Origin of the sequence: Paenibacillus xylanivorans, assembly GCF_001280595.1 — a bacterium.
GTDB classification, from domain to species: Bacteria; Bacillota; Bacilli; order Paenibacillales; family Paenibacillaceae; genus Paenibacillus; species Paenibacillus xylanivorans.
Genome location: NZ_LITU01000059.1, coordinates 67351 through 83091, shown reverse-complemented (window position 1 = coordinate 83091; position 15741 = coordinate 67351). Strand labels below are relative to the sequence as shown.

Below are 15741 nucleotides of genomic sequence, written 5' to 3'. Positions count from 1 at the left end.
GGACAGTATAACATTAATGGAAAAGGGGGGACTATTTGTGAAGGGAAAGCGCCGGAAGAAGCTTACGGGGTCATTAATGCTCATGATGCTACTGACGCTGCTGCTTCCTGTCTGGATTGGATCACCGTCAGCGCATGCAGCTGAGAAAAGTGGCGCCGTATATATCATTCCGGTGGATAAACCAATCGAGCAGGGACTTGGCAAGTTTATGGAACGTGGGTTCAAGGAAGCAGAAGAGATGAATGCTGGCCTGATCGTTATGGACATTAATACGCCGGGAGGACGTGTCGACACGGCAGAAGAACTGGGTACCCTGATTAAGGAAAGTCCAGTTGAAATCGTTGCATTTGTGCGTGGAGATGCTGCCTCGGCTGGGAGTTTTCTGGCTTTGAATGCAGATAAGATCGTAATGTCGCCAGGCAGCATGATCGGTGCGGCAGCGATGGTGGACAGCACGGGTAAACACGTCGATGACCCGAAGCTGGTTGCATTCTGGAAGAGCAAGATGCAGGGAGCAGCTGAGAAAAGCGGCCGTGACGGCAAAATTGCAGCCGGAATGACGGATGTTAACATGGTCGTGGAGATGCCGGAGATTAATAAAACCAAAGAAAAAGGTGAAATTATTGCTCTCTCGGCCGAAGAAGCGCTGAAGGTGGGTTATGCGGACCATATCAGCAACACGCCGGAAGAAGCAGCAGCCTGGCTCGGTTACAGTCAGGATGATGTGTTCACCGTTCAGAGAACAGCCGCAGAGAACATATCTACATTTCTCACCAATCCTGTTGTCATGACGTTATTGCTATTCCTCGGGATAGCCGGTGTGATCATTGAGTTGATTGTACCTGGGTTCGGAGTGCCTGGCATTGTAGGTATCGTGTGCTTTGTGCTTTATTTCTCAGGGAATTACATTGCCGGTTTTGCCGGAGCGGAGACATGGGTGTTATTCACTGTCGGACTCATCATGATGATTCTGGAGATGTTTATCCCAAGCTTCGGTATTCTGGGGATTTTGGGGTCAATTGCGCTTGTCGCTGGCGTCGTGCGAGCCGCTTATGATACAAGTGATGCATTTATATCGTTAGGTATTGCTTTTGGAGCCGCGCTGGTGGTCATTGCAATCGTCGTTATTCTGTTTAAGGATCGAGGGATATGGAATCGATTCATATTAAGCGACAGGCTGTCTGCTGATCTTGGATACTCTTCGGCGACAGAACGCAAAGAGTTGATCGGTTTGCAGGGCATCAGTCTGACTCCGCTTCGTCCCTCGGGAACAGCAATGTTTAACGGAGAGCGTGTCGATGTAGTGTCGGATGGAGATTTCATTCCAATTGATACACCGATTATTGTGATCAAAGCGGAAGGTACCCGGATTGTCGTTCAACAAGCGTTACCGGTGTAGCCCGCTCTGTTGCCGGAGTTGATTTAAAACTTCGGCAATGTACATAACCATTCTGCGGAAGCTGCCAGTGGAGTGGTGTAAATCAATGCACAGCAGCGAAGTTCCACACAGTCTCATATCATATTTTTTACAAAATCAAATTGCAAATGGAGGAATTTTGACTATGGAACCAACCTTGATTACGGTTTTGCTCGTTGCGGTAGTTGCGATTATCGTTTTGAGCGTATTCTTCAGCTTTTTCCCAGTAATGCTCTGGATCTCGGCCCTTGCATCAGGCGTACGTGTGGGGATTATTACGCTGGTAGCGATGAGACTAAGACGTGTAACACCTAGCCGGATCGTAAACCCACTGATTAAAGCAACCAAAGCTGGACTTCAATTAACAATGAACCAGCTGGAGAGTCACTTCTTGGCAGGTGGTAACGTTGACCGTGTCGTCAATGCCCTGATTGCTGCACAACGTGCGAACATTCCACTTGAATTTGAACGTGCTGCTGCGATTGACCTTGCAGGTCGTGACGTATTGCAAGCCGTACAGATGAGTGTAAACCCACGTGTTATTGAAACGCCAATTGTTTCTGCGGTAGCCAAAGATGGTATCGAAGTTAAAGTTAGAGCACGGGTTACGGTTCGTGCTAACATTGATCGCCTCGTCGGTGGTGCCGGTGAAGAGACGATTATTGCCCGTGTCGGCGAAGGTATCGTAAGTACGAACGGTTCATCCAATTCCCATAAAGACGTCCTGGAAAATCCGGATCTGATCTCACGTACCGTATTGTCCAAAGGTCTGGATGCAGGTACTGCTTTTGAAATCCTGTCCATTGATATCGCGGACGTGGATGTAGGTAAAAACATTGGTGCCTTCCTGCAAACCGAGCAGGCAGAGGCTGACAAACGTATCGCACAGGCAAAAGCGGAAGAACGTCGCGCTATGGCCGTAGCTCAAGAGCAAGAGATGAAGGCGCGCGTCGTGGAAATGAGAGCACGTGTGGTTGAGTCCGAATCTCAAGTGCCGCTTGCGATGGCTGAAGCTTTACGCAGTGGTAAAATTGGTGTAATGGACTATATGAACCTGAAAAACATTGAAGCAGATACTCAAATGCGCAACACATTAGGAAAACCTGGTGAAAATTCTAACTCCAACGATCAGGGTGATTCCAAAAACGGAAGATAGGCGGTGAGTGCATATGGGCCTATTTGAATGGATTTTTAACAACCTCTACATTGTCGCAGTGATCGCTTTTGCGCTCTTCTCCTTTCTGGGGAAAGCAGCCAAATCGGCTGATCCGAACAAAAAGCGTCCAAATAACGGCATGCCTACGTTTGGAGGGAGTGGTGATTCAGACCGGGATGAACGCTCGCGGGGGAATAACTCACCGCAGCAGTCTTCAGGTCCTTCAGATCCCCGCTATGATGAACAGTACGACGAACGGTATGATGACGATCAGTATGATGATCGATACGATCAACCGTACTCGGAGCCGGCGGTGACATCCGCTCGTTCTGTTAATGACGATTTTGAAGGACAGCGTTCTATGGGGGGGATGGAAAATTCCCTTGAAGAACAAATGAAAGTAATGGAGCAACGACAACGGGAAATTCGTGAGCGACTAGATCGTATTTCTACTGCAAATACACCGGTTGTGTCTGACTCCAGTTGGGATGAAGTTTCATCTAGCGAGTTTGAACCTTCCCAGCTCCGCAGGGAAGACATTCGTACTGGCGTATTGTGGGCAGAAGTTCTCGGTTCTCCGCGCTCTAAACAGCCTTTCGGAACACGAGGCAAACTATAACTTCATAATGTTTTAATAAGTGAAAAGCCGTCTCTGGTGAGCATGAATCCAGACGACGGCTTTTTTCTGTCTTGACCTCTTTTTATTTTCACATCTAACACGGTCCGTAGTTTTCATAATTTCAAGAATCTGCGCATAAGTTGAACTGTAGAGGAAGGGGGAAGACCTTCGAATGACCCGGATCAGCCGCAAGCTGCGCAGATGGACCAGTGAAGTTTTGGATCTGCCGCAGGATGTGCTTTACGATATGCCACGGTTAACCCTGATCGGCACAAAGCAATTGTATATAGAGAATCATCGTGGTGTCATTCATTTTACACCGGATCGCATCGTGCTGGCTCTCTCACAAGGCCAACTGGAGATCAAAGGAACTGAACTGATGATTCGCAATATTTTGCCGGATGAAGTGGCTGTTGAAGGAACAATTCTGGATATTCATATGAATGGAGCGGAGGGGAACGGATGAAGCAGCCCAGTCTGTACAAACTGCGTGGAGCAGTCCGAATCACGGTCACTGGGGGGGATATTGAAGCATTGATCAACACGGTGGCAGAGCAGGGACTGGAAGTATGGGACCTGCGTGCCCATGACGGACGCAAGGCAGAAATGAATATTATGCTACCGCATTTCTTCAGGCTGCGTCCTTTGCTGAAACGGACAGGCTGCCGGGTAAAGGTGACCCACCGGAGTGGATTTCCTTTTTTTGCAGCCCGTTTACTGAGAAGGAAGTTCTTTCTGGGGGGCATGCTGTTTTTTGTAGCAGCTCTGTTTGCGTTGTCATCAATGGTTTGGAATGTAGAAGTCAAAGGCAATGTGACTATTCCCACGGATGAGGTGCTCGCGGCAGCAAAGAAAGAAGGCATTTACCCCTTCCAGTGGGGATTTCGGCTGCAAAGCCAGGACAAGATCTCTAGACAGCTCGCGCTCGCTCTGCCAGATGTAACCTGGATTGGGGTGAGCAAAGAAGGGACAACCATCACCATCCAGGTCGTGGAGTCAGCACAGCCCAAGCGTGAACCGCTGCTGAACCCGAGACATCTGGTCAGTAAAACAGACGCTGTAATCACTCAAATATACGCGGAACAGGGCCGCCCTGTCGTGCAGAAGGACATGCGTGTCAAGAAGGGACAGGTACTGATATCCGGTATTTTGGGAGATGAAGAGAATACAAAGACCATTGTAGCCAAAGGGGAAGTGCGCGGACTGGTGTGGCGTGAATATCAGGTTGAAGTCCCCCTTGTGCAGAAACATAATACGATGACTGGAGAGAGCAGGGAACGTTTTTACATTGTGCTGGGAAAATGGGCGGTACAACTCTGGGGATACGGGAATACGCCTTTCACCTCATTTGATACCGAAAGTGATCATAAGCCGCTGACCTGGAGATCCTTCACACTTCCCATGGGATGGCTGACAGAGAAAGATTTGGAAACTCGGGAACAAGAGGAACAGCACACGATTGAATGGGCTAGAACGAAAGGATTGGAAGGAGCAAGAAACGATATTATCGCCAAAAATGGCAAAGGAACGAAAATTATAAGTGAAAAAATTTTGCATGAGAAGAAAGAGAATGGTAAAGTTTATATGAAAGTATTATTTGAAGTGGAAGAAAGCATTGCGGAAGAACTTCCGTTAGTCCATAGTCAAGGAGAATGAGGCTATTTGTCAGAGCAAACACGCAGCATACGAATCTCCCTCCAAAGTGCGGGAGAGGGTCAATCTCTTTTTGGACCCCAAGATATTTTTCTGAAACTGATTGAATCCGAGATTCCCGCCCAGATCGCATCCCGTGAAGCGGAGATTGTGATCCATGGCAACAATCAAAATGTGGAATCGCTTGAACAATTATTTGATGTGTTGTTGCAATTGGTACGTAACGGATATGTGTTAACCGAAAGGGACGTTAAGTATGCCATTGAGCTTGCAAAAGAACTGCGTGCAGACCAGCTTCTAGATCTGTTCAAAGGCGAGATTACAACGACGTACCGTGGTAAGCCGATCCGCGTTAAGACGATTGGACAGAAACACTATGTAACTACAATTAAAAAACGTGATGTTGTATTTGGTATCGGTCCCGCCGGTACAGGTAAAACGTATCTTGCAGTTGTGCTGGCTGTGGCAGCAATCAAGGAAGGAAGCGTCAAACGGATCGTGCTCACAAGGCCTGCTGTTGAAGCGGGAGAAAGTCTTGGTTTCTTGCCTGGTGATCTTCAGGAGAAAGTTGACCCTTATCTACGGCCCCTGTATGATGCGTTGTACGATGTAATGGGGCAAGAGCAGACGGCCAAGGCACTGGAGCGCGGATTGATCGAAATTGCACCTCTAGCCTATATGCGGGGACGTACACTGGATGATTCGTTTATTATCTTGGATGAAGCCCAGAATACGACACCGGAGCAGATGAAAATGTTTCTGACCCGTCTCGGTTTTGGTTCCAAAATGGTCATTACCGGTGACGTGACACAAATTGATTTACCGCGCGGCAAAAAGTCGGGGCTTGTGGAAGCAAATACAATACTGGGCCAAGTGGAAGAGATTGGATTTGTCTATTTTGCCGAGCAAGACGTGGTACGGCACTCCCTCGTCCAGAAAATTATCGTCGCCTATAACCACGCCGCAGAAAATCAAGAATAGAAAGGGATTGTCTCGATGACCTCGAAGGAACTGTCAAAAGGCAAATCTTTTCAAAATAGAGCTACAGGATGGAAGTATAGCGTGTGGGCACGCTATCTTCTGTTTTTGTTTCTGGTGATCCTTTTCTACGTGAGTCTTGCTTCCAAACTGCTCCCTGAGCGATATGATATTCAGGAAGGCACACGAAGTGAAGTGGATATTGCTGCGCCCATGCAGATTCCGAATACGAAGGCTACACTAAAAGCGCAAGAAGAAGCCGCTGAACGTGTGCAGCCGATGTTTCAGATCGTGCAGATGCGGAACGAAAATCTGATGACCACGCTGCTCGATCGTATTGATCGATTGAATCAGGATGATCAGATTTCCAGTCAAGACAAGATTGACATCTATCGTGATGAAATACCGCAGCGCCAGAAAGATTTTGTGTCCAATTTTATCAACAACAACCGGAAAGCGGGTACATACTCCGAAACTCTTTTGGAAGAGATCAGAAATGTGGTACAGGAGCAAAGCTACCGTATCCCGGAAGAGACATATATCAAAATTTCACGTTTGACTTCGGATGATATTCAGGAGATGAAGGCTGTTGCTCGGGATATTGTCTCCAGATTAATGACCGACCAAATTAGTGAGGCTACAACAGCTCGTGCCAAAGTGGCCGAGATGGTGAGTGTGAGCTCCCTTAGCAAGCGTACGCAGCGTGAGGTTGTGCAGGAGCTTGCTCGTCTTGTGGTGACGTCGAACCGCTTCTACGATGAAGAGGGTACAAAAGAAGCTAAAGTACAGGCTCGTGAGAACACTCAAACGGTCTTTATCAAACAAGGGGATACGCTTGTTGCCAAGGGTGAGATAATTACCCCGGAGATGTACACCCTTCTGGGCGAGAACGATTTGCTGAAAAACGAAGTAAACTACTGGCCTCAGCTTGGATTGCTTATGCTGTCCTGTCTGTTGTCGGCAGCGATTCTCATGTATATTCAGCAATTCAGCGGAACGCATTTCAAATATAACAATGCTCAGCTGCTGATGCTTGTTCTCATATTTATTATTACGATTGTGGTCATGCATGTCACAGCGATACTCCAGACCAGTGAGAATTCATATGTAGGCTTTCTTGCCCCTGTTGCCGTAGGTGCAATGTTAATTGCATTGCTGCTGGATACAACGCTCGCCTTTGTCTGTTCGATTATTATCGGCATGCTGTCGAGCATTATTTTGAATACACATCAGGGTCAGATTTTTGATTTTGAACTTGGTTTCTTCGCGGTATTGGTATCGTTTGTTGCGATCTTTGCCACCCATCGGGCAAGTCAGCGGTCTACGATCCTGAAAGGCGCGATTATGGTCTGTCTGTTCGGGTCAATCGCGGTCTTCACGCTGGCTCTAATTGACTCAGGTGATTGGAACCGGACGACAACATTATATGGCATCGGATTCGCGTTTGCCGGAGGTGTACTGACTGCCATATTGGTTATTGGGCTGATGCCATTCTTCGAAACCTCATTCGGAATCCTGTCTGCGCTGAAACTGGTGGAATTGTCTAATCCCAATCACCCGCTATTGCGTAAACTGCTAACGGAGACACCGGGCACGTATCACCACAGTGTGATGGTAGGAAACCTGTCAGAAGCCGCTGCGGAGGCGATCGGTGCCAACGGCTTGTTATGTCGGGTGGGCTCGTATTACCATGATATTGGCAAGACCAAAAGGCCCATTTATTTTATTGAAAATCAAAACAATATGGAAAATCCGCATGATTCGATTGATCCGAAGCTGAGCAAGTCCATTATCGTTGCTCATGCACGGGATGGTGTGGAGATGCAGAAGGACTACAAGTTGCCAAGGCCTATTCGGGACATAGCTGAGCAGCATCATGGAACAACCTTCCTGCATTACTTCTATCACAAAGCTCTGCGTCAAGCCGAGGAAGCAGGGGTTGAACCTGATTTCACGGAAGATGATTTCCGTTATCCGGGTCCCAAGGCTCAGTCCAAAGAGTCGGCGATTGTTGGCATTGCTGACAGCGTGGAAGCTGCGGTCCGTTCCTTGCGGAAGCCTACTGTGGAACAAGTGGAGTCCATGATTGAAAAGATTATTAAAGGTCGACTGGACGATCATCAGTTTAACGACTGTGATCTGACGATGCGTGAACTGGACATCGTCGCCAAGACCCTTAAGGAAACCGTCATGGGTATATTCCACTCCAGAATTGAATACCCGGAGGAAATGAAGAAACCGAAGCCAACTTCGCCTGAGGCGGGTTGATTCGCTAATTATGAGAAGACAGGAGTATGAAAGAATGAGTCTTAACCTAGCATGGAATAATGAACAACAGGATAAAGAAATTACCGAACCGATGATTGCGATGCTGGAGCAACTGCTGAACCTTGCCGGAGAAGCAGAAGGTGTTGCGGACGGGGAAGTGGCTCTGACTTTTGTGGATGATGAACAGATCCATGAGCTGAACCGTGACTATCGCGGCATTGATCGTCCAACGGATGTGTTGTCTTTTGCGATGAATGAGACTGTGGATGAAGAACTGGATATTATCTACGAACTGGACGAGGATGAAGAAATGGAAGAAATGCCTGATGTTCTGGGGGATATTATTATTTCTGTTCCTCGGACCATCCTGCAGAGTGAAGAATATGGGCATTCATTTGAACGTGAGCTCGGGTTCCTGTTTGTCCATGGCTTCTTGCACCTGCTTGGATATGATCATCAGGATGAGACCAGCGAAGCCGAAATGATGGGCAAACAGGAAGCGGTACTCGCCCAAGCCGGGTTGACACGATAATGAAAAGGCGCTCCTGGGGGATGGTATTCCGCAATGCTGCGGAAGGAATCGTATACGGGCTGCGGACTCAGAGGAATGTAAGAGTTCATACAGGAGTCGCCATTTTGATGTGTGCAGCCGGATTTTTTTTCGGGATTTCAAGAACGGACTGGATGTTTGTACTGACAGCAGTGTTTCTGGTTCTTGTGACGGAGCTAATGAATACAGCAGTGGAAGCTGCTGTGGATCTGGCGCATCCGCATATACATCCGCTGGCAAAAGCGGCGAAGGACACCGCGGCCGGTGCAGTTTTGCTGGCTGCGGTGTTCGCCGTCATCATCGGGTGTATCGTTTTCATCAAGCCAGTGATGAGCTGGCTAGGATTGCTTTGATTCTTTTTACAATACACAACAACGATAAAGTTGGACCTTTTTTAAGTTGAACTTCTTAAAATACACAATAACGGAGAAGACAGAAAAAACCTGGAAAAGCGGAGCGTTCGCCTTTATCATCGGATTTTCACTTTTGGAAAAAGGGAATGAAAAAAATCCGAGGATAACAGCGATTGAAAGGTTATTCTGGCAGCGAAGTGGTCAGTGTAAATTTGGCTTTAGTTGAACTTAATCTATAGGATAGAACTTTATAGTACACCCCAAAGGGAGAGATTAATTATGGATAATGGTTTGTTGATGCAAGAAGCGATTAAGGCACGTACGAAAGCGTATACGCCTTATTCTCATTTTGGTGTAGGTGCAGCTTTGCTTGACAGCGAGGGACATGTGCATCATGGTTGTAATATTGAGAATGCTGCTTATACGCCAGGCAACTGTGCTGAGCGTACAGCAATGTTCAGTGCAATTGCAGGAGGCAAGCAACCGCGTAGCTTCAAGGCTATTGCGATTGTAGGAGATACGGACGGTCCGATTGCTCCTTGCGGCGTATGTCGTCAAGTAATGTACGAACTGTGTGATCCCGATATGAAAGTCATTTTGGGTAACATGAAGGGTGATCTGCAGGAGACTACAGTTGCCGAACTATTGCCGTGGGCTTTTGGACCATCTGACCTGAACGCTGCCAAAAAATAAACCAATACATTCCAGGCCTAGGCGCCTGAGGAGGAACATATGAAAAAAAAAGCATTCAAATCTGGCTTCGTAGCCATTATCGGTCGTCCCAATGTAGGTAAATCCACGCTGATGAACCAAGTCATTGGACAAAAGATTGCGATCATGTCGGACAAGCCGCAAACGACGCGTAATAAGATTCATGGTGTATATACATCGGAACAACAACAAATCGTTTTTCTGGATACGCCAGGGATTCACAAACGTCAATCCAAGCTTGGCGATTACATGAACCAGACCGCTTTGAACACGCTCGGAGAAGTGGAAGCCGCACTGTTCCTGATCGATGCTTCGGAAGGCATGGGCGGTGGTGACCGTTATATTGCAGAACAATTGAAAAATGTGCGGACGCCTGTCATTCTTGTCATGAACAAAATTGATAAAATTGAGCCGGAAGCACTGCTTCCGCTTATTGAGGAATATCGCAAGCTGCACAATTTCGCTGAAATCGTTCCTGTATCTGCCAAGCTTGGCAGCAATGTAAGCACCCTGTTGGAGCAGCTCGGCAAGTATTTGCCGGAAGGTCCGCAGTACTATCCAGATGACCAGGTTACAGACCATCCGGAGCAGTTCGTTTGTGCTGAGTTGATTCGAGAAAAAATTCTCCAGATGACACGAGAAGAAGTGCCACACTCCATTGCGGTAACGATTGAGGATATGAAAGTACAGGATAACGGGGTCGTTTATATTTCAGCCGTTATTTTTGTAGAGCGTGATTCGCAAAAAGGAATTATTATCGGAAAACAGGGTGCCTTGCTCAAAGAAGTGGGAAAACGTGCCCGCCATGATATTCAAAATCTGTTAGGTTCCAAAATCTTTATGGATCTGTGGGTTAAAGTGAAGAAGGACTGGAGAAACCAGGAACGCGTTCTGCGTGATCTTGGGTTCGGTCGCGAATAATAAATTCAGTATCCAGTAATTGCAACACATAGTTTACCTTGCAAGACTCCATCCTATCTGGTAGAAGCAAACGTCATTTTCGAAGAGAGGATGAAATTCCGATGCGAGATTTTTCGTGGAAGGTTTTTGCGATGACGGGGGATGTGGAGTCCTATCTGTTGTATGCCGAGGCAAGTAGCTCGTTGGGACAGGAGTCGGATACTGCAAGGGAAGTGATTGAAGATGAAGAAGCCGAAAGTTAATTGGCTGATTCGGGAATGGTTAGGTGACGAGGCATGCTATACAGGGTGGAAGGGATTGTCATCCGCAGCATGGACTACGGCGAGGGGAACAAAATCATTACGCTTTGCACCGAAAGCGGCGGGAAAGTAGGGGTACTCGTCCGCGGTGCCAAAAAGCCCAAAAGCCGACATGCTGCACTGGTGCAGCCATTTACGTACGGTCAATATGTATATTTTCGCAACACCGGTCTGGGAACGCTAAACGCAGGAGAAATCATTGAGTCATACCATGAGCTGCGTGAAGATCTGGTTAAGGCTTCCTATGCATCTTATGCTTGTGAACTACTGGATCGTGTGTTACAGGATGAAGAGACAGGCGCGTTCTGGTTCAAACAATTGAAAGCCTGTCTTCAGGCGTTGAAAGAAGAGAAAGATCCGGTCGTCATCACAAGCCTGTATGAAATGAAAATATTACAGGCAGCCGGGTATGGACCTCAACTTGATGATTGCATCTCTTGTGGTCAAGAGCGACCGGATGAGCAATTATTTGTCAGTCCAAGGCTTGGTGGAGTCCTGTGTCGTGCTTGCAAACACTTTGATCCTCCGGCGATGTCTGTGAGTCCGAAAGCGTTGAAGCTGTTACGTCTGTTTGCACAACTGGACCTGCAAAGGCTTGGTAATATATCAGTGAGTGAAGGCACGCGGGATGAAATCAAAAAGATCATGCGGGCCTTTATGGATCATCAGCTTGGCTTGAATCTGAAATCCCGTTCTTTTCTTGATCAAATGGAAAAGTACGGGATTTGAGTCGTCTTGTTATGAAATAAGTAATATATCTTGACTTCGTACTTATTTTTATATATTATGAACTATAATTTCTCTTTTGGAGACATGCATTGAACGAGAAAGTAGGAGATTTGATTTATTGCATTCAAGAGCAGAAGAGGTCGATTGACCTTGCTAATCTTGTGTGAGCGAGCCGGGGATGGTGGGAGCCGGGTTAAATCGGTCTGTGAAATGGCACTCGGGAGCATGAATGGACACGGAAAAGTGGGCTTGTATGGACAGGATCCTGTTTATATCCAAGCCAAGTAGGGTGGAACCGCGGGAATAGCTCTCGTCCCTATGTCTGTATAACAGGCGTAGGACGAGGGCTTTTTATTGTCTGTATCGTTCTAGGCTTGTTCATCACAAACCATCGAAAAGGAGCATGATTATGAATTTTCAGCAGATGATTCTCACGCTGCAACAATTCTGGGCCGAGCACAACTGTATTATTGTTCAGCCTTATGATACGGAAAAAGGGGCAGGTACGATGAACCCAATGACCTTTTTGCGTTCGCTTGGACCCGAGCCTTGGAAAGTAGCTTATGTAGAGCCGTCCCGCCGTCCTTCGGATGGCCGTTATGGAGAAAATCCAAACCGTCTCTATCAGCATCATCAATTCCAGGTTATTATCAAGCCTTCTCCGGACAATATTCAGGAAATTTACCTGGAAAGTCTGAAACAGTTGGGCATTGATCCGCTCAAACACGATATTCGGTTTGTTGAAGACAACTGGGAGAACCCTTCCCTCGGCTGTGCCGGTCTTGGCTGGGAAGTATGGCTGGACGGTATGGAAATCACCCAATTTACGTATTTCCAACAAGTCGGAGGGATTGAGACGAATCCGGTAGCGGTTGAAATTACGTATGGTATGGAGCGTCTTGCTTCATACATCCAGGAAAAAGAAAATGTGTTTGAACTGGAATGGGTAGACGGTATTACATATGGTGATGTGTTCCGTCAGCCTGAATTCGAACACTCCAAATATACGTTTGAAGTATCTGATGTCAAAATGTTGTTTACACTCTTCAACATGCATGAAGAGGAAGCGAACAAGGCAATGGCACAGAATCTGGTTTTCCCGGCATATGACTATGTTTTGAAATGTTCACATACGTTCAACCTGCTGGATGCGCGCGGAGCAATCAGTGTAACGGAGCGTACCGGGTACATCACCCGTGTACGTAATCTGGCTCGTCAAGTGGCTGCAACATATGTGGAAGAGCGTGAGAAGCTCGACTTCCCGCTGATCAAGAAAGGGGGAGCTGAGCATGTCTAAGGATCTGTTGTTTGAAATTGGTCTGGAAGAAGTGCCTGCACGCTTCATGCGAGCAGCAATTGAACAGCTGCAGGATCGTGTCGTGAAATGGCTGGATGCATCCCGTGTTGCTTATGGTGAAGTGAATGCCTATGCCACACCACGCCGACTGGCCGTTTTGATCAAGGATGTTGCCGAGAAACAGGAAGACGTGGAGGAAGAGGTAAAAGGACCTTCCCGTAAAATTGCATTGGACGACAGTGGTAACTGGAGCAAAGCTGCACTCGGATTTGCCCGTAGTCAGGGTGTTGAACCGGACCAGTTCACATTCAAGGAACTAAGCGGCGTAGAATATATCTATGCGACCAAGAGCAGCAAAGGCGTGGAAACATCCTCTGTAATTGGTCAGGGTTTGCTGGCTATACTGCATGCCATGACGTTCCCGAAATTCATGCGGTGGGCTTCGTATGATTTCAAATTTGTACGTCCGATTCGCTGGATTGTCGCCCTGCTGGGTAGCGATGTTATTGAGTTGGAAGTTGCAGGAGTAAAATCTGGCAATGTAACACGTGGACATCGTTTCCTCGGGGAAGAGGCGGTCATTTCGGATCCCGCTTCGTATGTAGAAGTGTTGCGTTCCGAGCATGTCATTGCAGATATTAAAGAACGTGAACATATGATTGTATCCCAGATCCAGGCACTGGCTGCCGAGAAAAAATGGGATATTGCGATCAAGGAAGATTTGCTGGAAGAGGTTTTGTTCCTGGTGGAGACACCAACGGTGCTGTTCGGAACATTTGAGTCTTCATTTTTGAATATTCCACAAGAGGTATTGATCACTTCGATGCGCGAGCATCAACGTTATTTCCCGGTGCTTGATAATGATGGACAATTGCTGCCATACTTCGTTACTGTTCGTAACGGCGGAAGCGATTCACTGGATGTCATTGCGAAAGGAAACGAAAAGGTACTTCGTGCACGTCTGTCTGATGCCAAGTTCTTCTACGAGGAAGACCAGAAGCTGGAGATCAAGGACGCATTATCGAAGCTGGAGAGTATTGTCTTCCAGGAAGAGCTGGGAACGGTTGGAGATAAAGTTCGTCGCATTCGCAAAATTGCGGATGGTCTGGCTAGCAAGCTGCAGGTACCAGCTGATGTTGCCGAAGCGGTGAGTCGTTCTGCGGATATCTGCAAATTCGACCTTGTTACACTTATGGTGGGAGAATTCCCTGAACTACAAGGTGTGATGGGTGAGGATTATGCCCGTAAAGCTGGTGAAAAAGAAGAAGTGGCCAAAGCGGTATTTGAGCACTATCAGCCACGTTTCGCCGGGGATCAATCTCCTGCTTCCCTCGTTGGTGCTATTGTAAGTGCTGCGGATAAAATGGATACGATTGTAGGCTGCTTCTCGATCAATATCATTCCAACGGGATCTCAAGATCCGTACGCTCTGCGCCGTCAGGCAGCAGGCATCGTACAAATTTTGCTGGATCATAATCTTCCGCTGACATTGTCCGAGGTGTTCGGCGTTGCACTTCAAGTGCATGCTCAGATGAACCTGTTGAAACGTGCGGATGAAGAGGTTCGTAAAGATTTGCAGGACTTCTTCGGTCTTCGTGTGAAAAAACTGTTGTCCGAAACGGTACGTTATGATGTGGTGGACGCAGTGATTTCTTCCGGATTTGATGATATTAGCGCAGTAGTTCCAAAAGGTGAGGCACTAATGGCAGCTGTCCAAACGGGAGATGCCTTCAAAACAACCGTCGAATCCTTCAACCGTGTAGGTAATCTGGCTGCCAAAGCATCCAATGCTTCGGTACACTCAGAACTCTTTACAGAAGAAGGAGAGCGTCAACTGCATGAGGCATGGAGCAAGACCAATGAAGAATATCGTCAGGTATTGTCTCAGCATGCAGCAGCTGAAGCGCTTGCGATTGCATCGGCTTGGAAGGAAGCTATAACCATATTCTTTGATTCGGTTATGGTTATGGCTGAAGACGAAGCTGTGCGGGCGAATCGTCTGGCATTGCTTGCAGCGATTGACCGTGATCTGAAAGCTTTTGCTGATTTCTCCAAACTGGTCTGGTAATAGGGTCCGTTTTTGCTCCGGGAGCACAGATCTGCGGCAAAGCATAAATTCAGTATTAAAGAAGGATATATGAGGGTATAAATATACGGAACGGATTGTGAAAAAAATTATATTTACAGCCGTTCCGTATTTTAGCCTTTGATTTCCATAGACCGGTCAGAAGGATTTTGGCTGGCTGGGGTCGTATATTACAATATGCAGCTATTTTATGAAACCGGGTGGTCTGGGTTTGAGTGAGTTGAATGTACGCCACATTGTTGTGGATGGTGATGCTTGCCCGGTCAAGGCCGAGATCGCAGAAACAGCTCTCCAATTCAAAGTTCCTGTATTGATGGTCTCTTCATTTGACCATTTTCTTCAGGGTGGAGAAGGAGTACGCACCGTCCAGGTTGATCGAAGTGATCAGAGTGCAGACCTGTACATTGCCAATCACATCAAGCCATACGATGTGGTCATTACACAGGATTATGGACTGGCGGCGCTCGCACTTGGCAAACGTTGTTATGTTTTATCATTTCGTGGTCGTGAATTTAATGATCGTGACATTGATTTCATGTTGGACTCCCGTCATACTGCGGCCAAAGCACGAAAAAGAGGACATTATGGAAAAGGTCCAAAGCCTTTCACAGAGCAGGATCGGGAAATTTTTCAACATAAACTGACAAAACTTTTGAAAGATTTGCAGGAGAATGTGTAAGTTTATCGAATAATATTTACGTGTT

The 15741-nt window shown here is 47.1% G+C and carries 16 protein-coding genes; all 16 read left to right on the top strand.

Annotation, left to right across the window (positions count from 1 at the left end; genetic code table 11):
• Positions 1-76 precede the first annotated feature (76 nt).
• The 16 genes from AMS66_RS13375 (at position 77) to AMS66_RS13305 (ending at position 15716) form a co-directional block, all read left to right on the top strand.
• Positions 77-1399 (top strand): NfeD family protein, encoded by a 1323-nt coding sequence (locus tag AMS66_RS13375; protein ID WP_181014121.1) that lies wholly within the window; start codon positions 77-79, stop codon positions 1397-1399.
• Positions 1400-1562: 163 nt separating this feature from the next.
• Entirely contained in the window at positions 1563-2573 is a 1011-nt protein-coding gene (gene floA, locus AMS66_RS13370) for a flotillin-like protein FloA (RefSeq protein WP_162491044.1), read from the top strand.
• A gap of 13 nt (positions 2574-2586) precedes the next feature.
• The gene (locus tag AMS66_RS13365; RefSeq protein ID WP_053781270.1) at positions 2587-3192 is read left to right on the top strand and encodes a hypothetical protein; all 606 of its coding nucleotides are present in this window, start codon (positions 2587-2589) and stop codon (positions 3190-3192) included.
• Between the two features lie 172 nt (positions 3193-3364).
• Entirely contained in the window at positions 3365-3658 is a 294-nt protein-coding gene (gene yqfC / locus AMS66_RS13360; RefSeq protein WP_024628472.1) for a sporulation protein YqfC, read from the top strand.
• Entirely contained in the window at positions 3655-4848 is a 1194-nt protein-coding gene (yqfD, locus tag AMS66_RS13355; protein ID WP_053781269.1) for a sporulation protein YqfD, read from the top strand. Before yqfC ends, yqfD begins: the two co-directional genes overlap by 4 nt.
• 6 nt (positions 4849-4854) lie before the next feature.
• Positions 4855-5826: a PhoH family protein gene (locus tag AMS66_RS13350; protein WP_053781268.1), complete on the top strand. Its 972-nt coding sequence runs from the start codon at positions 4855-4857 to the stop codon at positions 5824-5826.
• A gap of 15 nt (positions 5827-5841) precedes the next feature.
• Positions 5842-8091, top strand: coding sequence for an HD family phosphohydrolase (locus AMS66_RS13345; protein ID WP_053781267.1), 2250 nt, complete (start codon positions 5842-5844; stop codon positions 8089-8091).
• 34 nt (positions 8092-8125) lie between these two features.
• On the top strand, positions 8126-8623 hold the full coding sequence (gene ybeY / locus AMS66_RS13340; RefSeq protein ID WP_053781266.1) for an rRNA maturation RNase YbeY: 498 nt from the start codon (positions 8126-8128) through the stop codon (positions 8621-8623).
• On the top strand, positions 8623-8994 hold the full coding sequence (locus tag AMS66_RS13335) for a diacylglycerol kinase family protein (protein WP_024628467.1): 372 nt from the start codon (positions 8623-8625) through the stop codon (positions 8992-8994). The genes ybeY and AMS66_RS13335 overlap by 1 nt, the downstream gene beginning before the upstream one ends.
• 279 nt (positions 8995-9273) lie before the next feature.
• Positions 9274-9687 (top strand): cytidine deaminase, encoded by a 414-nt coding sequence (locus AMS66_RS13330; protein WP_053781265.1) that lies wholly within the window; start codon positions 9274-9276, stop codon positions 9685-9687.
• Positions 9688-9726: 39 nt separating this feature from the next.
• Positions 9727-10626, top strand: a complete 900-nt coding sequence (gene era / locus AMS66_RS13325; RefSeq protein WP_053781264.1) for a GTPase Era — start codon at positions 9727-9729, stop codon at positions 10624-10626.
• Positions 10627-10727: 101 nt separating this feature from the next.
• On the top strand, positions 10728-10868 hold the full coding sequence (locus AMS66_RS31755; RefSeq protein WP_082350683.1) for a YqzL family protein: 141 nt from the start codon (positions 10728-10730) through the stop codon (positions 10866-10868).
• A 33-nt stretch (positions 10869-10901) separates the two neighbouring features.
• Entirely contained in the window at positions 10902-11654 is a 753-nt protein-coding gene (gene recO, locus AMS66_RS13320; RefSeq protein ID WP_053781263.1) for a DNA repair protein RecO, read from the top strand.
• A gap of 409 nt (positions 11655-12063) precedes the next feature.
• A complete protein-coding gene (gene glyQ / locus AMS66_RS13315; protein WP_053781262.1) occupies positions 12064-12951 on the top strand; it encodes a glycine--tRNA ligase subunit alpha in 888 nt (295 codons plus the stop codon).
• Positions 12944-15019, top strand: coding sequence for a glycine--tRNA ligase subunit beta (glyS, locus tag AMS66_RS13310; protein WP_053781261.1), 2076 nt, complete (start codon positions 12944-12946; stop codon positions 15017-15019). The genes glyQ and glyS overlap by 8 nt, the downstream gene beginning before the upstream one ends.
• Before the next feature lie 208 nt (positions 15020-15227).
• Entirely contained in the window at positions 15228-15716 is a 489-nt protein-coding gene (locus tag AMS66_RS13305) for a YaiI/YqxD family protein (RefSeq protein WP_053781260.1), read from the top strand.
• The last annotated feature ends 25 nt before the right edge of the window (positions 15717-15741 follow it).